Genomic DNA, 19,219 nt, shown 5'->3' on the forward strand with positions numbered 1-19,219 from the left:
TCATCCAGTGTCAGAATTTCGCTATCGAGCTCGAATCGCACCGATCCAACGGTTGGTGTCAGCTTGGTAACGTCCGCCTCTGCTTGCCCAATTAAACTGCGCACCCATTCCAGTTGTTTAGCCACCGCCACCTTCGCCTTCGCCTTCGCCTTCGCCTTCGCGAGCGCGTCGCCGCGTCTCACATGCCGAGCGCGTGCACGCCGACGAGCAGCAGCGCGCCGATCGCGATCAGCAGCAGCGCGTGAATGCGCGTATACATCACGCACAGCGTCGACGCGACCGCGATCGCGCGCGCGGCCCAGCCGCCGTCGAGCGCCTGCAGCAGCACCCACACCGACGCGAGGATCATGCCGGCCGCGACCGGGCGCAGGCCGGCCTCGAGCGCAATCTGCCAGCGCGCGCCCTGATGCCGCCGCCACAGATGCGCGACGCCGTAGATCAGGAACGCAGTCGGGCCGAACAGCGCGAGCGTCGCGATCACCGCGCCCCAGAAGCCGGCCACCTGCCAGCCGATCAATGTTGCGAGCAGCGAGCCGGGGCCCGGCGCCATCCGCGCGATCGCGAAATCGTTCACGAATTGCGTGGCGGTCATCCAGTGATGCACGTCGACCACCTGCCGCTGGATGTCGGCGATGATCGCCTGTCCGCCGCCGATCGTCGCGATCGACAGCGGCGCGAACACGCCGAACAGCGCGGCGTAGCGTTGCGATGCGGTCATGGCGAGTCGTTCCCGGCCGGTGTTGCGGCCGCGCGGCGGTATTCGAGCGCGACGCTCAGCGTGCCGCCGATCAGCACGGTCCATACGAGCGGCCAGTGCAGCACCGCAACCGACACGAAGGTGAGCGCCATCACCGCGAACGGCAGCGCGCGGCGCGGCAGCCGGCGCACGGCGGTGATCGCCATCGAGATCGACAGCCCGATCGCCGCGGCCGCCGCGCCGGCGAGCGCGACATGCGTGAGCGGAAAGCGCGTGAGGGTAGAGAAGCCGATGCCGAACAGCACGATCAGCACGGCCGGCGGTGCGATGATGCCGGTGAAGCCGGCCACGGCGCCGCGCCATCCGGCGAGCCGGTAGCCGATCCAGATCGCGAGGTTCTTCACGTTGACGCCCGGCAGCGCCTGCGACAGCGCGAGGCCGTTGAGGAACGCCTCCTCGTCGAGCCAGCGCCGCTCGTACACGAAGTCGCGCATCATCCGGCCGCTGAGCCCGCCGCCGAAGCTGGTCAGGCCGATCTGCGAGAACGCGATGAACAGCGCGAGCACGCCGGGCGGTGGTGCATCGCCCGCAGGCGGCGCAGGCGAGGTGGTGACGGAGGGCGGCGGCATCGGGCGGGCGGCGCGTGGCGGTTGGGCGGTCGCTCATGTTAGCAAGCGGACCCTGTCAGCACGCTGACATGGGCTTGGCGGCGACGCGATGAAAGCCCGCGGCCGATTCGACGGGCGCGTTCAGGCGCATCCGGCGCATCCGGCACACCCAGCACACCCAGCACACCCAGCACACCCAGCACACCCAGCACACCCAGCACACCCAGCGCACCCAGCACATCCGCAAATCCCTCGCGGGCGTACCCCGTCGCCGCTACGCGCGCACGACCGTCACCCCTGCCGCCTCGATCGGCTTCGTCAGCGCGGCGTCGGTTTCCTTTTCGACCACCACGGTATGCGCCAGCGTGATTTCGCCGATCACGAATTGCGACGCCGCGCGCAGCTTCGACTGCGACGCGAGCACGACCGTTTCGGCCGCGCGTTCGGCCAGCGCGCGCTTGATCGCCGCTTCCTCGAAATCGCCGGTGCTGAGCCCCGCGACCGGATGCACGCCCGTGACGCCCATGAAGTACAGGTCCGCATGGATGCGTGCAATGCCTTCCATGGCCGCCGCGCCGACGGCGACGATCGAATGCTTGTAGAGCCGCCCGCCGATCAGGATCACGTCGATCGACGGATGCGCGGCGAGCGCGACCGCGACACTCGGGCTGTGCGTGACGATCGTCGCGCGCAGGTCGGCCGGCAACTGGCTGACGAGTAGCGCCGAGGTCGTGCCGCCGTCGACGATCGCCACTTGCCCCGGCGCGATCATCTCCGCGGCCCGCCGCGCGATGCGCCGCTTTTCGGCCGTCTCGAGCGCCTCGCGCTGCGCGAACGGCGCAACGGCCGGCGACGCCGGCAGCGCGCCGCCATGCACGCGCTGCAGCAGGCCTTCGGCCGCGAGCTCGCGCAGGTCGCGGCGGACCGTGTCTTCGGACACGCCGAATTGCGCGCTCAGCTCCACCGCCAGCACCTGGCCGTCGCGCGCGAGTGCGTCGAGGATTGCTTTCTTGCGTTGTGTCGTCAGCATCGTGATTGCACGAATTTTCTTGAAATTGCACGAATATGCACGTTACCATGGGCGCCGTCTTTTGTCGAACCGGAGGCTGGGATGGCTGCAACGCGGGACCGTGTCCGCATCGTCGATACGACGGTGCTGTCCGATGACTGGTATGTGCTGAAGAAGGTGACGTTCGATTTCCTGCGCCGCGACGGAACGTGGCAGCGCCTGAGCCGCGAGACCTACGATCGCGGCAATGGCGCGACGATCCTGCTGCGCAACGCCGAGACGGGCGACGTGCTGCTGACGCGGCAGTTCCGGATGCCGGCATTCGTCAGCGGGCACGACGGCATGCTGCTCGAGGCCGCCGCCGGCCTGCTCGACGACGCGACACCCGAAGCGCGCATCCGCGCCGAGGCCGAGGAGGAAACAGGCTTTCGCGTGCGCGACGTGCGCAAGGTGTTCGAGGCGTTCATGAGCCCGGGCTCGGTGACGGAGAAGCTGCATTTCTTCGTCGGCGAATACGATGCGTCGCTGCGCACCGGCGACGGCGGCGGCGTCGCGGAAGAGGGCGAGGATCTCGAGGTCGTCGAGATGCCGCTGCAGGCTGCGCTGGACGCGGTCGAGCGCGGCGAGATCGTCGATGCGAAGACGATCATGCTGCTCCAGTACGTCGCGCTGCGGGAAACCGCCGGCGCGCGCCTGGCATGACGCCGCTGCTCGTGCTGGTCGCCGGCCCCTATCGCAGCGGCACGGACGGCGACCCCGCGCGCATCGCCGCGAACCTGGGCCGGCTGGAGGAGGCTGCGCTCGCCGTGTATCGCCGCGGGCACATGCCGATGATCGGCGAGTGGGTGTCGCTGCCGCTCGCCGTCGCGGCCGGATCGCGACAGGTCGGCGACGCGATCAGCGAGGCGTTCCTGTATCCGGCCGCGCACCGGCTGCTGCGCCGCTGCGATGCGGTGCTGCGTATCGATGGCGCGTCGCGTGGGGCGGACATGGACGTCGGTCTTGCAAGGCAGCTCGGCAAGCCGGTCTATTTCGCGGCCGAAGAAATTCCGGTCGCGCAGGACGATTCGGATAGCTGAGCAGGCGGGGAGGCGTCTGGCCACGGCCGCACCGGCGGCTCCCCGCATCGCTAGGCCGCCTGCATTGCCCGCGGCTGTGCAAGCATCACGTCATGCCGTTGCATCGCGCATGCCGCGCTGCGCGCCAACCGGCGTATGATCGCGACGCCACCCGCGCACCGCTCGACGCTACCGCCGCCTCATCATGCCGTTTTCCGATTCCGCTGACTCCACAGCTGCTGCCGCCGCTGCGCAACTACCCGCCGATCTTGTCGCCTCCGCCGTTGCCGCGCTCGCACGCGCCGACGCATTGCTCGTGACGGCCGGCGCCGGTATCGGCGTCGATTCCGGGCTGCCCGATTTTCGCGGCACGGACGGGTTCTGGCGCGCGTATCCGGCACTGCGCCACGAGCGTTTCGAATTCCACGAGATCGCATCACCGCACGCGTTCCGAGCGCGCGCACCGCTCGCGTGGGGCTTCTACGGGCACCGTCTCGCGCTCTACCGAGCGACGGTGCCGCATGCGGGCTTCGCGATCCTGCGTCGCTGGATCGACGCGATGCCGAACGGCGGCTTCGTGCTGACGAGCAACGTCGACGGCCAGTTCCAGAAAGCCGGCTTCGATCCGGCGCGGATCGTCGAGATCCACGGTTCGATCCACGCGATGCAGTGCCTGCGCCCCTGTTCGGACGATACGTGGGATGCGGCGCCGTTCGTGCCGGACGTCGACGAAGCCACCTGCCGCCTCGTCGGCGACATGCCGCGCTGCCCGCACTGCGGCGGCCTCGCGCGGCCGAACATCCTGATGTTCGGCGACACCGGCTGGCTCGGTGCGCGCTACGACGCGCAGGAGCGCGCGCTGGAAGACTGGATCGCGCAAGCCGGGCGGGTCGCGGTGGTCGAGATCGGCGCCGGCACCGCGATTCCGACCGTGCGCCTGCTGAGCGAACGGCTCGGCGCCGACGTGATCCGCATCAACGCGCGCGAAGCGCATGCGCGCCGTGCGGACGTGATCGGCTTGAAGGGCGGCGCGCTCGCGACACTGAGTGCGCTCGATCTCGCCTGGCACGGCGACTGAGCACCGCGCCACTGGCCGACCGGCGACGACCGCGCAGTTACGGTTGCGCGACGAGCGCCTGCACGAGCGCCGGCGCGACGGGGGAACCGAGGCCGGTCACGTAGTCGTAGCTGCCCGCTGCGCTGCAGATGCTGCCGCAACTGCCGTTGGACCCGGTCGTCACGTCGTGAAAGTTGCTGCCGTACGCGTTTTTGCCGACCGTATAAAGCGCGTCGTAGGTACCGGCCAACGATTTCTTGCCGGCCGCCGTACGCAGCGAATTGGCGATCGCGACGAGCGCCGACCATTGCGGTGCGCCTGCGCTCGTACCGCCGACCTCGAACCAGCCGGCCTGCCCCTGATAGGTGACCGAGTCGTACACGGCGAAGCCGCTGGACGGATTCGCGTCGTAGCTGACGTCGGGCACGCCGCGCTTGCCGGCCACCGGAATCGGCCACGCGGTCTGGCCGGCCGGCTCGGCCTCGGTCGTGCTCACGCCGCCGCCGCTGCCGCTCCATGCGGCTTCGCCGACATAGTTGCCGGCCGCATCGGACGACAGCGTCGTGCCGCCGACCGACACCACGTAGGGCGATGCCGCCGGGTACTCGGTCCCGGTGCCGCTGTCGCCGGACGACGCGACGAACGTGACACCCGCGACGTTGAAGTGGCTGTCGAAGCCGGCCTCGCTGCTGAATTCGTTGCCGCCGAAACTCATCGACACGACCGATGCGCCGCGCTTCACCGCGACGTCGACCGCGGCCAGCAGGTCGCTGAAGCTGGCGGATGCGGCCTCGACGAGCACGATCTTCGCCTTCGGCGCGATCGCATGCACCCATTCGACGTCGAGCGATATCTCGAGCGACCAGCCTGAATCCGCCTTGGGCCGCGTACCGTGTGCGTATACCTTGGTGAAACAGCCGTTCGACGACGTGCAGGCCGGCAGCGAGAACGCGTTGCTGAACACGCCGAGATCGGACTCGATCTTCGGGTCGTCGTATGCGTCGACGATCGCGACGGTCATCCCGTCGCCCTGGTTGGCGATCGAGTCGAAGCCGTAGGCATGCCGGGTGAGTGCCGGCGTGAGGCCGGCGATCGCGGCCGTGCTTGCACGCGGCTTCGTGTGGAACGGCGGGCGTGCGAAGCCTTTCGGTGCACGATTGCCCTCGACGTAGGACGGCGGCCCGTTGCCGTCGGCGAGTGCGACGCCCGATGCGAGCAGCGACGCGCACAGCGCCGGAATCAACATGGATGACAGGCGGATATTGTTCATTTTTCGAGTCTCCATGTCGATGGAGTGGATTGGCGAAATCATTCTACGAAATCGACTGCGTCAATTGCACGGAATATCGGCCGGATGCGGGAATGTCTGATAAGGGAAAGTACGTGGAGCACGCCTTTTTTAAGGGTTCGCCCGCGCCTGATCGAATTGCTTTATCGATTTTTGAAAAGCCGATAAATATTCGGTCGATTCAAAATGGATTCGTAATGTCAGATGTAATTGTTTGGAAAATATCGACGTGCGGTGCACGCATGGAAATAATGAAACGCATCGCGCTATGGCGACACGATCCGGCGCTCGCGGGCCCGGCGCGCCGGCATTGCCGGCGTGGCGCGATTCCGCATACAGTTCAGCGTAGGCCGCGTCCGCTACGCGGCGGCGCCAGTGAGGAGTGCCCTTGTTCTATTCGATCGTCGCAATCTTCGTCGGCGCCGGGCTCGGCGCGTTGCTGCGCTGGTTCCTGAGTCTCGCGCTCAACGAATTCTTTCCCGCCGTGCCGCTCGGCACGCTTGCCGCGAACCTGATCGGCGGCTACGTGATCGGCATCGCCGCTGTCGCGTTCACGACCCGCGTCGGGTTGCCGCCCGAGTGGCGGCTGTTCGTGATCACGGGCTTTCTCGGCGGCCTCACGACGTTCTCGACCTATTCGGTCGAAGTGATGACGCATGCGGTGCAGGGCGAATTCGGATGGGCGTTTGCGGTGGCTGCCCTACACTTGACTGGATCGTTCGCGCTGACGGCGCTCGGCATGTGGACCGCGCGCGTATGGCTCGCGGCGGCCTGAGCGTGCCGCCATCGGAGGGTGCGATGGACAAGATCTTCCTGCGCTTCTATGTGCACGAGAAGCACCGGCTGCACTGGAAACCGTTGTGGGAATGGCTGCTGGAGGAGGCGAACCGGATGGGCGTCGCGGGCGGTTCCGCGTTTCGCGCGATGGCCGGGTTCGGCCAGCATCGCGTGCTGCACGAGGACCGCTTCTTCGAACTGCAGGGATCGCTCGCGATCGAGATCGAATTCATCGTCACCGAGGACGAGGCACAGCGCTTGCTCGACCGGCTGTCGCACGAGAAGGTGCGCGTGTGCTACGCGATGATGCCGGCGCGCTTCGGCGTGATCGATACGCTCGACGCACCGCCGGCGCAGGGGCCGGCGGCGTAGGGTACGGCGTCAGATGCCGAACATCGTCAGCGACACGGCGGCGCGCGTGACGATCATCAGCAGCACCTGCACGATCACGAACAGCAGGATCGGCGACAGGTCGATGCCGCCGAGATTCGGGATGACGCGGCGCAGCGGGTTCAGGAACGGCGCGGTGAGCTGGAAGAGGATCGGCATCGCCGGCGAACGCGGGTTGAGCCACGACAGCAGCGCCATCAGGATCGTCATCCAGATCACGAGATTGAGCGCCCACTTCACGACGGTGAGCAGCGCGACCACGACGAGCGTCGCGATTACCGACGCCGGGTCGAAGCCGGCCATCACGACCATCAGCACGACGTAGACGAGCGCGGTGAGCAGCGCGGCGACGACGCTGGCCCAGTCGATGCCGCGCACGCCCGCGATCACGCGGCGCAGCGGCAGCACGAGCCAGTTGGTCGCCTGCAGCACGGCCTGCGTGACGGGGTTGTACGGTGGCACGCGGACGGCCTGCATCCAGACGCGCAGGATCAGCGCGGCGCCGAACAGCGTGAAGACGGTATTGAGCAGAAAACGGGCGATCTCGCCGAACATCGTTGGCATCCTTTTTATACAGTCAGTAGCGTGCGGCCGCCAACGCCGGTTGGCGGCGCATCGGCCGACACCTTATCACGCCTCGTCTCGCGACGGGGAGGGGTGCGCGGCCGTGCGCGCGAGCGACGTTTCGACGGCTTCGGCGAGCGCCGGCAGCGACGCCGGCGGCGTGGCGCGCTGCGCCGCGAGCGCGACCGCGCGGCGGGTCAGCAGCGCATACAGCGTCGCGTGATCGCCGCCGCGCGTTTCAAGCAGTGCCAACTGGCGTTCGACGATGCCCGTATCGCCGCGCGACACCGGGCCGGAGAGCGCATTCGCGAGCCCCTTGTCGCGCGCGGTCTCGATCGTGCCGGCCAGCATCGGCAGCAGCGCGCGCAGCGCGGCTTCCTCGTCGAAACCGAGGCCGCGCCACAGCTCGACCGCTTCCGCCAGCCCGCACAGCGCGAAGCTGGCCGCGTAGTGCGCGGCCGCGTGATAGAGCATCCGGCCACCGGCCGGAATTGACAGCGGATGGCAGCCGAGTGCGGCAGCAAGTCGCATCAGCGTCGCATGCAACGCGCCGTCGGCTTCGATCGTGACCGAGCAACCGTCGATGCGGGTGAGGTCGGCATCGGTGCCGCCGAACAGGTAGAGCGGATGGAAGCCGCCGGTAGCTGCGCCTTGCTGCTTCGCGGGATCGAGCAGTGCGACCGCCGACGCACCGCTGCAGTGAACGACGGCCTGCTGCGCTGCGCGCGAAGCATCGAAGTGCAGCGCCGCGGCGGTCGACGCGAGATGGTCGTCGGGCACCGTCAGGAAGATCAGGTCGGCGGCGTCGGCGACCTGCTGCGGCGAGTCGACCGCCTGGCAGCCGTCGATGCGCGCGGCGAGCGCCGCGGCCGAGGCGGGCGTGCGGCTTGCGATCGCGACGACCGGGAAGCCGGCCTGCGCGAAGCGCTGCGCGACGCAGCGCGCGAGACGGCCGGCGCCGACGAAGCCGAGGCGGGGTGTGTCGGGGAGGGACATGGCAGCGGGCGTAAGCGAAAACGAAGCAACCGCCAGTATCGCAGGAATGACGGCGGGGCCGCGAAAGGGCTATTTCCATGCAGGCAAGTGCCTGGCTGACCGGTATGCGGCGCGATATCGAGCGTGTATCGATGCATGTATCGACGCGCGGCGTCGCGGTCGATTCACGATCCTGGAATCCGACCCCGAAACATATCGCACCCGTATCCGGCTTGAAATGTCGGCATCTTGTCTCAAATTTGTAATCGTTCATTACGGTTGCGTGCCCGCTGCGCGCGCCGTATCCGGTAAGACTGACCGGCCAGGATGTTGCGACCCGACTCGTCGGACGGAATCGCGCGGCCCGCAAGGGCCGCCGCAGACGCTGCAAGCCGCGCCGCACGGCGGCGCCGGCCGCGTGCAATTGCAATTTGCAACAAATGCACGACACGTGAGGGGTGGGTTTTCGCTACATTGCTTCCATGCGACGTGCATGCCCGCCGTTGCCGACAGGGGCGCATAAAATACCGCTCCAGCAGGAGAATCGAAGTGAAAAAGCTCATTCCGTTCATCGCCGCCGCCGCGCTGGGCCTGGGTGCTGCAAGCGCTGCGCAGGCTCACGTGTCGATCGGGGTCGGCATCGGTATCCCGGTCGCGCCCGCGTATCCCGTCTATGCACCGCCGCCGCCCGTGTACTACGCGCCGCCGCCGCCCGTCTATTACGCACCGGCGCCGGCCTACTACGCGCCGCCGCCCGCCGTGGTCGTCGGCGGCTATGGTGGTGGCTACTACGGCCGTCCGTACTGGCGTCACGGTTACGGCGGCTGGGGCCATCACGGCTGGCGTCGCTGATTTGTGCCGCGCGGCCTGACCGCGCTTGGCGAAACGGCGCAACGTCCCGAGTGGGGCGCTGCGCCGTTTTTCTTTTGGGGCCGCCGCCCGACATCGGCTCGCGGCCCATGCAGGCCGGCCTCGATTACACCGCGTGCACGATCAGGTCGCGGTAGCCGCCGACGATCACGCTGTACGAGAAATATGCGAACAGCAGCGCCGACGCGATGTGACACGCGCGCATCAGCCCGGCGCCCGCGCGCTTGCGGCCCTGGCTTGCGAGCGTGCACATGAAGAGCGTCCACGCGAGTCCGCCGAGGAAAAAGCCCGACAGGAACACCGACGCGGTGGCCGGCGTGGTCGCGCCGGCTTTCGCGATCAGCGCGCCGCCGACCGCCGCGAACCACAGGATCGCGCTCGGCGACGACATCGCGAGCAGCATCCCGCGCAGGAAACTGCGCCGCGCGGTGGCGCGCGGCTGCGGCGTGTCCTCGGCATCGTCGCCGGTCGCCTTGGCCGGCGTGAGCGCTTCGCGCGCCATCTTCCACGTGAGGAGCAGCAGTACCGCACCGCCGCCGATCCACACGATCCAGCGCACCGGCTCGAACTGCAGCAGCACGGCCATCCCCGCGAGCGCGAGCGCCGCGTAGACGAGATCGCCGACGCACGAGCCGATGCCGAGCCAGAAGCCCGGCCGGAAGCCGTGCGACAGCGTCAGCGACAGCATCGCGACGTTCACGAGGCCGATGTCGAGACACAGCGACAGCGACAGAAAGAAGCCGTCGGACAGCATGGAGGCGGGAGGAAAGGTCATCTGCGTTGTTCTTGTAGCAATGGCACGCGATGGGCCGGCAGGCGCCGGCCGCATGGTGTCAGAGACCGATCTCCTGCCAGAGCCGGTCGACGCGCGCCTTCACGGCGGCATCCATTTCGATCGGGCGGCCCCATTCGCGGCTGGTCTCGCCGGGCCACTTGTTGGTCGCGTCGAGCCCCATCTTCGAACCGAGGCCGGCAACCGGCGACGCGAAGTCGAGATAGTCGATCGGCGTGCTGTCGACCATCACGGTGTCGCGCACGGGGTCGATGCGCGTCGTGATCGCCCAGATCACTTCCTTCCAGTCGCGGATGTTCACGTCTTCGTCGACGACCACGATGAACTTCGTATACATGAACTGCCGCAGGAAGCTCCACACGCCGAACATCACGCGCTTCGCGTGGCCCGCGTAGCTCTTCTTCATCTGGACAATGGCCATCCGGTAGCTGCAGCCTTCGGGCGGCAGGTAGAAGTCGGTGATCTCGGTGAACTGCTTCTGCAGCAGCGGCACGAACACTTCGTTGAGCGCGACGCCGAGCACCGCGGGCTCGTCGGGCGGCTTGCCCGTGTAGGTCGAGTGGTAGATCGCATCGCGGCGCATCGTGATGCGCTCGACGGTGAACACCGGGAACCACTCCTGCTCGTTGTAATAGCCGGTGTGGTCGCCGTACGGGCCTTCGAGCGCATGCTCGTACTTGGCCGATGCATTGCCGGCCGGGCGCGGCGGTGCGTTGGCCGGAGCGGGGGTGGGCGAGCCTTCCTGCGGGTAAATGAAGCCTTCGAGCACGATCTCCGCGCGGGCGGGCACCTGGAGCGTGTCGACGCCGGGCGTCAGGCACTTCGCGAGCTCCGTGCGGCTGCCGCGCAGCAGGCCGGCGAACTGGTACTCGGACAGCGAATCGGGCACGGGCGTTACCGCGCCGAGCGTCGTGGCCGGATCGGCGCCGAGCACGACCGCGACCGGATACGGTTTGCCGGGGTTCTGCAGCGCGAATTCGCGGAAGTCGAGCGCGCCGCCGCGATGCGCGAGCCAGCGCATGATCAGCTTGTTGCGGCCGATCAACTGCTGGCGGTAGATCCCGAGGTTCTGCCGCGACTTGTTCGGCCCGCGCGTGACCGTCAGGCCCCACGTGACGAGCGGCCCCGCGTCGCCGGGCCAGCAGGTCTGGATCGGCAGCCGGTTCAGGTCGACGTCGGCGCCTTCCCAGACGATCTCCTGGCACGGCGGCGACGACACCGACTTCGGCGCCATGTCCCACACGGCCTTCGCGAGCGACAGCAGCTTGCCGGCGTCCTTCAGGCTCTTGGGCGGATCGGGTTCCTTCAGCGCGGACAGCAGGCGTCCGAGATCGCGCAGCGAACCGAGCGCGGCGTCGTCGCCCGCATCGACGCCCATCCCGAGCGCGACGCGGCGCGGCGTGCCGAACAGGTTGCCGAGCACCGGGAAGTCGTAGCCGGTCGGTGCGTTGAACAGCAGCGCAGGGCCGCCGGCGCGCAGCACGCGGTCGCACAGCTCGGTCATTTCGAGCACGGGCGACACGGGCTGCGTGACGCGCCGCAGTTCGCCGAGCGCCTCGAGGCGCTGGATGAAATCGCGTAAGTCTTTGTATTTCATGAAGATGGTCCGGGCCACCCGCAACGCGGGCAGCGATGGGCGGGTGCAGCGGCCGGCTGCGACCCCGAATCGACCGACGATTTTACCCGCGCTGCCGCATGCCCGCCCGGCGGAGAAAAAAGTCGACCGCGCGCAAACCCCCTACGGCACGGGGCTCGCGATCTGAAGAGTGCCTTTAAATTACTTTTTGTTATGATTTCAATGTTTTATAGTGTTGACGATCTATAAAACCCTGCTAGAATCCGCTCACATTGGCTGCAGGGTAAAAGGCTTCGAGCCGCCAATCACCGATCTTTGACGCAGCGCGTCACCGTCCGCCGAAACCTGCACGGCGTATCCGACGGCCTTTAGTTGTAGTCACAGCCAGCGCCCCCAGGACGCTGGTTTTTGCGTGGGTGCCACCGCGTATGCCCGCCTCGCCCAGTGTGCGAAGGTGCCGGCCCTCTTACACCGTGGCCTCGAACGGTACTTATACCGTTTCCCCGATGCTTGCACGCCCCAACCAAAGCGTGCGGCGTCGTGATTCCGCGGCGCGTTACCTGTCTCGCCATCGAGCTGAGCGAGCCGCACGAGTCATGTTCATGGGAGATGATCTGAATGAACGCTTGGTTATCGTGGCGTCCTAGTGAGCAGCATGCGCAGTTCGTGCGCAGCATGCTGCGTCGCGGGACGCGTGTCAGTCACCATCTATTCAGCGTTGTCGGCTGTCTCGCTGTCGCAGTTGCGCTTGCACTGTGGCTGCTGCCAACCGTCCGCGGCACGCTCGCCGCGAAGCTGATGCCGGTCGTATCCGCGGCCGTGCAAGCCGGCCCGGCCCGTCTGCTGACCGGCCATCCGCTGCCGAACTTCGCGCCCGCCGGCGCGCAGCCGCAGCAGGAAGACAACGGCCCTGAAACGGATGCGCTTGCGGTCGGCCTCGACGTCGCACCGGAAGCCGCCGCCGCGCAGGGTGATGCATCCAACGGCCCGTCGCCCGTCGCGCTTGCGAAGCTGATCCCGACCCAGCGCGTGGCGGCCGATGCGCGTGACGACCGTGCGCTCGCATCGAATCGCGAACAGGCGCTCGTCGCGACCTACCTGTCGCGCCGTTACCGCGTCGCACAGGAGCCGCTCGGCCAGCTCGTCAAGGCTGCGTTCCAGACCGGCCGCGACGTCGGCCTCGATCCGCTGCTGCTGCTGTCCGTGATGGCGATCGAGTCGGGTTTCAACCCGTACGCCGAAAGCGGCGTCGGCGCGAAGGGCCTGATGCAGGTCATGTCGAAGGTCCATTCCGACAAGTTCGAGTATTTCGGCGGCACCGATACCGCGCTGCAGCCGCTCGCGAACCTCCAGGTCGGCGCGCTCGTGCTGAAGGACTGCATCGCACGTGGCGGCTCGCTCGCGAACGGCCTGCGCATGTACAACGGCTCGACGAACCCCGAGGACAACGGCTACGGTTCGAAGGTGATGGCCGAGCGCGGTCGCTTGCGTGACATCGCGCGTGGCCGTAGCGTGCCGGTCAATGCACCGCAGGCACCGGCTAAGCCGATCGTCACGGCCGCGGCCGTGACGGCAGCAGCAGGCGGCGCGAAGCGCGTGCATGCGACGCTCGAAACCTCGGCGAAGTCGACTGCATCGAAGGAAGCCGCGTCGCAGGACGACGCGAGCGTCGATACGGCTAAGCAGTCGCATGGCAATCGTTCGGAGCTCGGCGCGTAACGTACCGCGCGGCTCCAGCCGGCAGAAAATGAAAAAGGCACCCGATCCGGGTGCCTTTTCTTTTTTTCAGTGGGCGGAGTGGCCGCCGCGCCAGCCGCGTGTCAGTGCTGCCCGAACAGCGTCGCGAGCCGTTCGACCGCTTCCTCGAGCCGAGAGTAGGCGGTCGCATAGGACAGCCGGATATAGTCGCGCGGCGCATGGACACCGAAGTCCATGCCGGGCACCAGCACGACCCCTGCGTCGTGCAGCATCGCCGTCGTGAGCGCGGCGCTGTCGCCGGCGGCCGGGTGGGCGACGCCGCCGCAGTGCGCATACACGTAGAAAGCGCCGTCCGGCATCACGGGCACCGTGAAGCCGAGCCGTTCGAGCGCCGGTGCGATGAAGTCGCGGCGGCGCTTGAATTCGAGCCGGCGCGCTTCGTAGATGTCGAGCGCGGCCGGCTCGAAGCACGCGAGCGCCGCGTGCTGCGCGAGCGCGGACGGGCAGATGAACAGGTTCTGCGCCAGCTTTTCGAACGTGCCGACCAGCGCGGGCGGCACGACCAGCCAGCCGAGCCGCCAGCCCGTCATGCTGAAATACTTGGAGAAGCTGTTCACGGTGACGACGTCGTCGCCGAACGACAGCGCCGACACGGGCGCCGCGTCGTAGCTGAGCCCCTGGTAGATCTCGTCGACGATCGTGAAGCCGCCGCGTACACGCACGGCTTCGACGATCCGCTTCAGCTCGTCGGGTTCGAGCGACGTGCCGGTCGGGTTCGACGGCGAGGCGAGCAGCACGCCGCGCGTGCGGTCGCCCCAGCGCGTGCGGACGTCGTCCTCGGTGAGCTGGAAGCGCGCGTCCGGGCCGCTCGGCACGAGCACCGCGCGGCCTTCGGCCGCCGCGACGAAGTGCCGGTTGCACGGATACGACGGGTCGGGCATCAGCACCTCGTCGTCACGCCCGACGAGCGCGAGGCACGCGAGCAGCAGCGCGGCCGACGCGCCGGCCGTCACGACGATCCGTTCCGGACTGATCGTGAGGCCGTAGGCGCGCGCGTAGTGCGCGGCAATCGCCTCGCGCAGCGGTGCAATACCGAGCGCGCTCGTATATTGCGTGACGCCGCGGCGCAGCGCGGCCGCGGCCGCTTCGACGACCGGCTCCGGCGCGGTGAAATCCGGCTCGCCGATGCCCATGTGGATAACATCGCGCCCGGAGGACTCGAGACGCTGTGCCTCCTTCATCAGTTCCATCACGTAGAAGGGCTGGATCGCGTCGACGCGTGCGGCGAGTCTGACGAGCGAATCGGTGGCGGTATTCATCGGGCGGGCAGGGCGAGGGAGGCGAGGCAAAAGAAAAAACGGGCGCATGCGCGCCCGTTCCGGACCAACGGTATCAGCCGTTGCGGCGCGCCTGCGTTTCGGCGGGGCGCAGCTTCGCGGCGAGCTTGTCGAGCACGCCGTTTACGTACTTGTAGCCGTCGGAGCCGCCGAACGTCTTCGCGAGTTCGACAGCTTCGTTGATGATCACGCGGTACGGCGTTTCGACGTGGTGCGTGAGCTCGAACGTCGCGATCAGCAACACGGCGCGTTCGACCGGCGACAGCTGGTCGATCGGGCGGTCGAGCGACGGCGTCAGCGCTTCGACGAGCGTGGCGTGCTCGCGGATCACGCCGTGCAGGATCGCGTCGAGCAGCTCCTTGTCAGCCTTGTCGTAACCGAGCGCGCCGCGCAGTTGCGCGTCGATCTCACCGGAGGACGCGTTCGACAGCAGCCACTGATACAGCCCCTGCGTCGCCAGCTCGCGCGATTGTCGGCGGGCGCTCTTCTTCATGCGCGCTCCTCTTCGTCGTCTTCGTCTTCCTCTTCGTCCTCGTCGTCATCGCCGAGTTGGTCGAGTGCCATCGTCAGGTTGGCCATCTCGACGGCGACGCGTGCGGCGTCACGACCCTTTTCGGTCATGCGCGCGACGGCCTGCTCGTCGTTTTCGGTCGTCAGGACCGCGTTCGCGATCGGCAGGTTGAAATCGAGGCCGATGCGGGTGATGCCCGCGCCGCTCTCGTTCGACACGAGTTCGAAGTGGTAGGTCTCGCCGCGGATCACCGCGCCGAGCGCGATCAGCGCGTCGAACTGGCCGCTTTCCGCGAGTTTCTGCAGCGCGAGCGGGATTTCCAGCGCGCCGGGAACCGACACGAGCAGCACGTCTTCACCGGTGACGCCGAGGCGCTCCAGTTCCTCGACGCACGCGTCGGCGAGGCCGTTGCACACGGGCTCGTTGAAGCGCGATTGCACGATGCCGATACGCAGGCCGTCGCCTTCGAGATTCGGTTGGTATTGTCCGATTTCCATGATCTTGTCCGTGGTGTGGATGAACGGTTATTGGGCGAAAGCGCCGTGGCGGGTTACGCGTTGGACGCCGGGCAGGACTTGGCTTCGCCGCCGGGCATCGGAATGAAGCCCGTGACTTCCAGGCCGTAGCCGGACATGCTGCCCAGCTTGCGCGGATTCGACAGCACCTGCATCTTGCTGACGCCGACATCGCGCAGGATCTGCGCGCCGATGCCGAACGTCTTGAAATCAACCGGCCGGCGCTTCAGCGCAGCGGCCCTTTCTTCCTCGTCGAACGCCTTGAAGACGTCGATCAGGTGTTCCTTCGTGTCGCCGCAGTTGAGCAGCACGATCACGCCGAGGTCGCGCTCCGCGATCTCGCGCATCGCGGCGTCGAGCGTCCACGAGTGCGTCGACACGCTCGTCTCGAGCAGGTCGAGCACCGACAGCGGCTCGTGCACGCGCACCGGCGTATCGACGTCGGGCGACGGCGCACCGCGCACCAGCGCGATGTGCGGCGAGCCGCTCGGCTGGTCGCGGTACAGCACCGCGCGGAACGTGCCGTGCGCGGTCTGCATCGTGCGCTCGGCGATCCGCTCGATGATCGATTCGGTGCGGCTGCGGTACTGGATCAGGTCGGCGATCGTGCCGATCTTCAGGTTGTGTTCCTGCGCGAACTCGATCAGGTCGGGCAGGCGCGCCATCGTGCCGTCGTCCTTGATGATCTCGCAGATCACCGCGGCCGGCGTGAGGCCCGCGAGCGCGGTGAAGTCGCAACCGGCCTCGGTGTGGCCCGCACGCACGAGCACGCCGCCCGGCTGCGCCATGATCGGGAACACGTGGCCCGGCTGCACGATGTGCTCGGGGCGCACGTCGTGTGCGACCGCCGTGGCGATCGTGTGCGCACGGTCGGCGGCCGAGATGCCGGTCGTCACGCCTTCGGCCGCTTCGATGCTGACCGTGAAGGCGGTGCCGTACTGCGTGCCGTTGCGGTAGGTCATCAGCGGCAGGTGCAGCTGCTTGCAGCGTTCCTGCGTCAACGTCAGACAAACCAGGCCGCGGCCGAACTTGGCCATGAAGTTGATCGCTTCCGGCGTGACGAATTCGGCGGCGATCACGAGGTCGCCCTCGTTTTCGCGGTCTTCTTCGTCGACCAGGATCACCATCCGGCCGGCTTTCAGCTCGGCGATGATGTCGAGCGTGGAGGCGAGCGTCATAAGGGGGCGAGAAAGAGGAAAGTGCGTATTTTACGCCAGCCGGACGGCGTTTCGGCTGGCATGGGCCGCGCGCCGTCGACAAGCGCTCCGGAAAGCGCTGTGGCCGGCCTGCGCGGCAGGTCTGGCCGGCTGCGGCGCGCAACCTTCACGCGGGTGCGGACGGTAGCAGGCCGGGCTTCGCCCGGCCGCGCGTCAGGCGTGCTGGTCGCGCCCGCCCAGGTAGTCGAGCTTGCCGAGCTCGACGCCGCTGTGGCGCAGGATGTCGTAAGCGGTTGTCACGTGGAAGAAGAAATTGGGCAGCACGAAATTCAGCAGGTACGACTGGCCGCTGAACTCGATCGGGCCGACGCGCATCTTCAGCACGATCTGGCGCGCCTCGCTGCCGTCGATCTGCGCGGCGTCGAAGCTTTTCAGGTAGTCGATCGTCTTCTGGATGCGGGCGTGCAGTTCGTCGAAGGTTTGCTCGACGTCCGGGTAGCTCGGGATCTCGACATCGGCGAGGCGCGCGGCGCAGCCCTTGGCCGTGTCGGTCGCGATATAGACCTGCCGAACGAGCGGCAGCATGTCCGGGTACAGGCGGGCGCCGACGAACACCGACGGATCGATCTGCTTTTCGGCCGCGTGTGCCTGCGCCTTGCCGAGGATGTGCTGCAGGTTGGACAGGCCACGGATCAGCACGGGCACGGAAGCCTGATACATCGAGATGGACATGGGGACGACTCCTTGAGGAAGAGGGTGGCCGGTACGCGGTGCGCCGTGCGTTGCGGCGTTGAAACTGCTGTCGACGCATCTTAGCGCGGCGGCATGACCCGTGCGCGTCGTTGGCCATTCGGCCGGGTGTCGGCTGTGCGACTGGCCAGTCGATGCGATGCAGTCGTCCCGATTGCACCGGAATACCGGGCCTCACCGGCATCACGCGTCGATCCGTAAAAAGTCGTATCATGAAACACGAAACATGAAATATGAAGTAACGGAGACCCACATGATCGAACTCGACCGCGTCGCGTCGGCCGTCCTTGCCCGGCTGGCGTCTTTCGGCCAGGAAAACGATGCGCGGATGGACGACCGCAGCCGCAAGATGCTCAACCTCGAGCCGGCCACGGCCGAACTGCTGTACCTGCTCGTCACCGGCGCACGGCGCCGGCGCGTGCTCGAGATCGGCACGTCCAACGGCTATAGCGCGATCTGGCTCGCCCATGCCCTGCGCGAAACGAACGGGCAGCCGCTCGTCACCGTCGAGTACTCGCCCGACAAGGCCGAGCAGGCGAGGGCCAACCTGCGCGCGGCGTCGCTGCAGGATTGGGCGCAGGTGATCGAAGGCGATGCGACGCAGGTCTGCACGGCCGCGACGGGCCCGTTCGACTGCGTGTTCTTCGACGCCGACCGGGTGAGCGCGCCGCAGCAGCTCGCGCACCTGTTGCCGAAGCTGACGGCCGACGCGCTGCTCGTCGCGGACAACGCGCTGTCCCATCCGGACGAAATCGCCGGCTATCTCGCCGCGGTCGACGCATCGAGGCAGTTCGACACGACGATCGTGCCGGTCGGCAAGGGGCTCCACATCGCGCGTCGCCGGCGGTTCGCATGACGCGGGCCACACTCGAGCGCACGACACTGGGGCGCGACGCGTACGGGGCGATCCGCGAGATGCTGGTCGACGAAGCGCGCTTCGCGGCAGGCGAGAAGATCAGCATCGAGGCGCTGTCGCGCGATCTCGGCATCAGCCGCTCGCCCGTGTGGGCGGCGGTCTCGCGCCTGGAAGCCGAGGGGTTGCTGCAGGTCGTGCCGCGCCAGGGCGTGTTTGTCATCGCGTTCGACCGCGCGCGGATCGTGGCCATCTTCGAGGCGCGGGAGGCGCTCGAGGGCATGGCCGCGCGCCTGGCGGCCGAGCGCATGACGCCCGACGATCACGGGGCGCTGGACGAAGCGTTGACGCGGCAGGCAAACGCGGTCGACACGCGCGACGGCGATGCCTACCGCATCGCCAACCTCGACTTTCACCACGGGCTGCTCGCCACGGCGCGCAACACGACGATCGAGACGTCGCTCAGGGCGCTGTATGCGCAGGTGCAGACGATGTGTTCGGGCGGCGCGAGTCCGATGGGCGATTGGGCACGACTGGGCGGGAATGTCGCCGAACACCGGCAGGTGTTCGACATGATCGCGAAGGGTGATGCGGAAGGTGCGGAGCGCGCGGCACGCGAGCATGTGCGGCAGTTGCTCGGGACGATTCTGGTGCGCGCGGGAGGGGAGGAGGCAGAGGCGTGATCGCCTGAGGGCGATGGCGCGAAGGATGGAGAAAAGTGGCGGCCGACCGTGCT

The 19,219-nt window shown here is 67.6% G+C and carries 24 protein-coding genes; 10 read left to right on the forward strand and 14 right to left on the reverse strand.

What is annotated here, in order from left to right; translation table 11 throughout:
• The 4 genes from G3O06_RS33400 to G3O06_RS33415 all read right to left on the reverse strand — a co-directional run.
• Positions 1–182: hypothetical protein (locus tag G3O06_RS33400; protein WP_205818759.1), on the reverse strand; the 182-nt coding region annotated here is incomplete at its 3' end.
• Entirely contained in the window at positions 179–718 is a 540-nt protein-coding gene (locus G3O06_RS33405) for a chromate transporter (RefSeq protein WP_174918230.1), read from the reverse strand. The genes G3O06_RS33400 and G3O06_RS33405, both read right to left, overlap by 4 nt.
• On the reverse strand, positions 715–1,326 hold the full coding sequence (locus tag G3O06_RS33410) for a chromate transporter (RefSeq protein ID WP_174999675.1): 612 nt from the start codon (positions 1,324–1,326) through the stop codon (positions 715–717). Before G3O06_RS33410 ends, G3O06_RS33405 begins: the two co-directional genes overlap by 4 nt.
• Positions 1,327–1,579: 253 nt before the next feature.
• Positions 1,580–2,335, reverse strand: a complete 756-nt coding sequence (locus tag G3O06_RS33415) for a DeoR/GlpR family DNA-binding transcription regulator (protein ID WP_175005844.1) — start codon at positions 2,333–2,335, stop codon at positions 1,580–1,582.
• Positions 2,336–2,416: 81 nt separating this feature from the next.
• Between G3O06_RS33415 and G3O06_RS33420 the strand changes: the two genes are divergently transcribed.
• The 3 genes from G3O06_RS33420 to G3O06_RS33430 all read left to right on the forward strand — a co-directional run bounded on the left by G3O06_RS33420 (position 2,417) and on the right by G3O06_RS33430 (position 4,450).
• Entirely contained in the window at positions 2,417–3,016 is a 600-nt protein-coding gene (locus G3O06_RS33420) for an NUDIX domain-containing protein (protein ID WP_174988293.1), read from the forward strand.
• On the forward strand, positions 3,013–3,393 hold the full coding sequence (locus G3O06_RS33425) for a DUF4406 domain-containing protein (RefSeq protein ID WP_174988296.1): 381 nt from the start codon (positions 3,013–3,015) through the stop codon (positions 3,391–3,393). The genes G3O06_RS33420 and G3O06_RS33425 overlap by 4 nt, the downstream gene beginning before the upstream one ends.
• A 184-nt stretch (positions 3,394–3,577) precedes the next feature.
• Complete coding sequence (locus G3O06_RS33430) at positions 3,578–4,450, forward strand: Sir2 family NAD-dependent protein deacetylase (protein ID WP_174968498.1); 873 nt, start codon at positions 3,578–3,580, stop codon at positions 4,448–4,450.
• Between the two features lie 37 nt (positions 4,451–4,487).
• Here G3O06_RS33430 and G3O06_RS33435 read toward each other — a convergent pair whose 3' ends face one another.
• Positions 4,488–5,699: a S53 family peptidase gene (locus tag G3O06_RS33435; RefSeq protein WP_205818760.1), complete on the reverse strand. Its 1,212-nt coding sequence runs from the start codon at positions 5,697–5,699 to the stop codon at positions 4,488–4,490.
• Positions 5,700–6,105: 406 nt separating this feature from the next.
• Here G3O06_RS33435 and crcB point away from each other — a divergent pair, with 406 nt between their 5' ends.
• Together crcB and G3O06_RS33445 are read left to right on the forward strand one after the other, a co-directional pair.
• Positions 6,106–6,492 carry a fluoride efflux transporter CrcB gene (crcB, locus tag G3O06_RS33440; protein ID WP_174918237.1) on the forward strand — a complete coding sequence of 129 codons (387 nt, stop codon included), beginning with the start codon at positions 6,106–6,108 and terminating at the stop codon, positions 6,490–6,492.
• Positions 6,493–6,515: 23 nt separating this feature from the next.
• Positions 6,516–6,866, forward strand: a complete 351-nt coding sequence (locus tag G3O06_RS33445; RefSeq protein WP_174918238.1) for a DUF190 domain-containing protein — start codon at positions 6,516–6,518, stop codon at positions 6,864–6,866.
• Positions 6,867–6,875: 9 nt separating this feature from the next.
• On the opposite strand, the gene G3O06_RS33450 is transcribed toward G3O06_RS33445, so the two are convergent.
• Together G3O06_RS33450 and G3O06_RS33455 are read right to left on the reverse strand one after the other, a co-directional pair.
• On the reverse strand, positions 6,876–7,439 hold the full coding sequence (locus G3O06_RS33450; RefSeq protein WP_174918239.1) for a YggT family protein: 564 nt from the start codon (positions 7,437–7,439) through the stop codon (positions 6,876–6,878).
• Between the two features lie 75 nt (positions 7,440–7,514).
• Complete coding sequence (locus G3O06_RS33455; RefSeq protein WP_205818761.1) at positions 7,515–8,444, reverse strand: DUF2520 domain-containing protein; 930 nt, start codon at positions 8,442–8,444, stop codon at positions 7,515–7,517.
• 528 nt (positions 8,445–8,972) lie between these two features.
• Here G3O06_RS33455 and G3O06_RS33460 point away from each other — a divergent pair.
• Entirely contained in the window at positions 8,973–9,275 is a 303-nt protein-coding gene (locus G3O06_RS33460) for a hypothetical protein (RefSeq protein WP_174918241.1), read from the forward strand.
• A gap of 124 nt (positions 9,276–9,399) precedes the next feature.
• Here the strand turns inward: G3O06_RS33460 and G3O06_RS33465 are convergent, their stop codons facing one another.
• Both G3O06_RS33465 and G3O06_RS33470 read right to left on the reverse strand, forming a co-directional pair.
• Positions 9,400–10,068, reverse strand: coding sequence for a LysE family transporter (locus G3O06_RS33465; protein ID WP_205818762.1), 669 nt, complete (start codon positions 10,066–10,068; stop codon positions 9,400–9,402).
• Between the two features lie 58 nt (positions 10,069–10,126).
• Entirely contained in the window at positions 10,127–11,683 is a 1,557-nt protein-coding gene (locus G3O06_RS33470; RefSeq protein ID WP_205818763.1) for a UbiD family decarboxylase, read from the reverse strand.
• Here G3O06_RS33470 and G3O06_RS33475 point away from each other — a divergent pair.
• On the forward strand, positions 11,655–11,849 hold the full coding sequence (locus G3O06_RS33475; protein ID WP_174918244.1) for a hypothetical protein: 195 nt from the start codon (positions 11,655–11,657) through the stop codon (positions 11,847–11,849). The two genes, G3O06_RS33470 and G3O06_RS33475, sit on opposite strands and share 29 nt — an antisense overlap.
• 431 nt (positions 11,850–12,280) lie before the next feature.
• Positions 12,281–13,381 (forward strand): transglycosylase SLT domain-containing protein, encoded by a 1,101-nt coding sequence (locus G3O06_RS33480; protein ID WP_174968505.1) that lies wholly within the window; start codon positions 12,281–12,283, stop codon positions 13,379–13,381.
• A gap of 101 nt (positions 13,382–13,482) precedes the next feature.
• On the opposite strand, the gene G3O06_RS33485 is transcribed toward G3O06_RS33480, so the two are convergent.
• From G3O06_RS33485 to G3O06_RS33505, 5 genes are all read right to left on the reverse strand, one after another.
• Positions 13,483–14,679, reverse strand: coding sequence for a pyridoxal phosphate-dependent aminotransferase (locus G3O06_RS33485; protein ID WP_205818764.1), 1,197 nt, complete (start codon positions 14,677–14,679; stop codon positions 13,483–13,485).
• 73 nt (positions 14,680–14,752) lie between these two features.
• Positions 14,753–15,190 (reverse strand): transcription antitermination factor NusB, encoded by a 438-nt coding sequence (nusB, locus tag G3O06_RS33490; RefSeq protein WP_021157083.1) that lies wholly within the window; start codon positions 15,188–15,190, stop codon positions 14,753–14,755.
• Entirely contained in the window at positions 15,187–15,705 is a 519-nt protein-coding gene (ribH, locus tag G3O06_RS33495) for a 6,7-dimethyl-8-ribityllumazine synthase (RefSeq protein ID WP_011351235.1), read from the reverse strand. The genes nusB and ribH overlap by 4 nt, the downstream gene beginning before the upstream one ends.
• A gap of 53 nt (positions 15,706–15,758) precedes the next feature.
• Positions 15,759–16,901 carry a bifunctional 3,4-dihydroxy-2-butanone-4-phosphate synthase/GTP cyclohydrolase II gene (gene ribBA / locus G3O06_RS33500; RefSeq protein WP_174968507.1) on the reverse strand — a complete coding sequence of 381 codons (1,143 nt, stop codon included), beginning with the start codon at positions 16,899–16,901 and terminating at the stop codon, positions 15,759–15,761.
• Between the two features lie 192 nt (positions 16,902–17,093).
• Positions 17,094–17,612, reverse strand: coding sequence for a DUF1993 domain-containing protein (locus G3O06_RS33505; RefSeq protein ID WP_174918249.1), 519 nt, complete (start codon positions 17,610–17,612; stop codon positions 17,094–17,096).
• Between the two features lie 271 nt (positions 17,613–17,883).
• Between G3O06_RS33505 and G3O06_RS33510 the strand changes: the two genes are divergently transcribed.
• Positions 17,884–18,486 (forward strand): class I SAM-dependent methyltransferase, encoded by a 603-nt coding sequence (locus G3O06_RS33510; RefSeq protein WP_205818765.1) that lies wholly within the window; start codon positions 17,884–17,886, stop codon positions 18,484–18,486.
• Positions 18,483–19,166, forward strand: coding sequence for a GntR family transcriptional regulator (locus tag G3O06_RS33515; RefSeq protein WP_205818766.1), 684 nt, complete (start codon positions 18,483–18,485; stop codon positions 19,164–19,166). Before G3O06_RS33510 ends, G3O06_RS33515 begins: the two co-directional genes overlap by 4 nt.
• Positions 19,167–19,219 lie beyond the last annotated feature (53 nt).

It is taken from the genome of Burkholderia sp. Ac-20345 (assembly GCF_017104825.1).
Classification (GTDB): domain Bacteria; phylum Pseudomonadota; class Gammaproteobacteria; order Burkholderiales; family Burkholderiaceae; genus Burkholderia; species Burkholderia lata_B.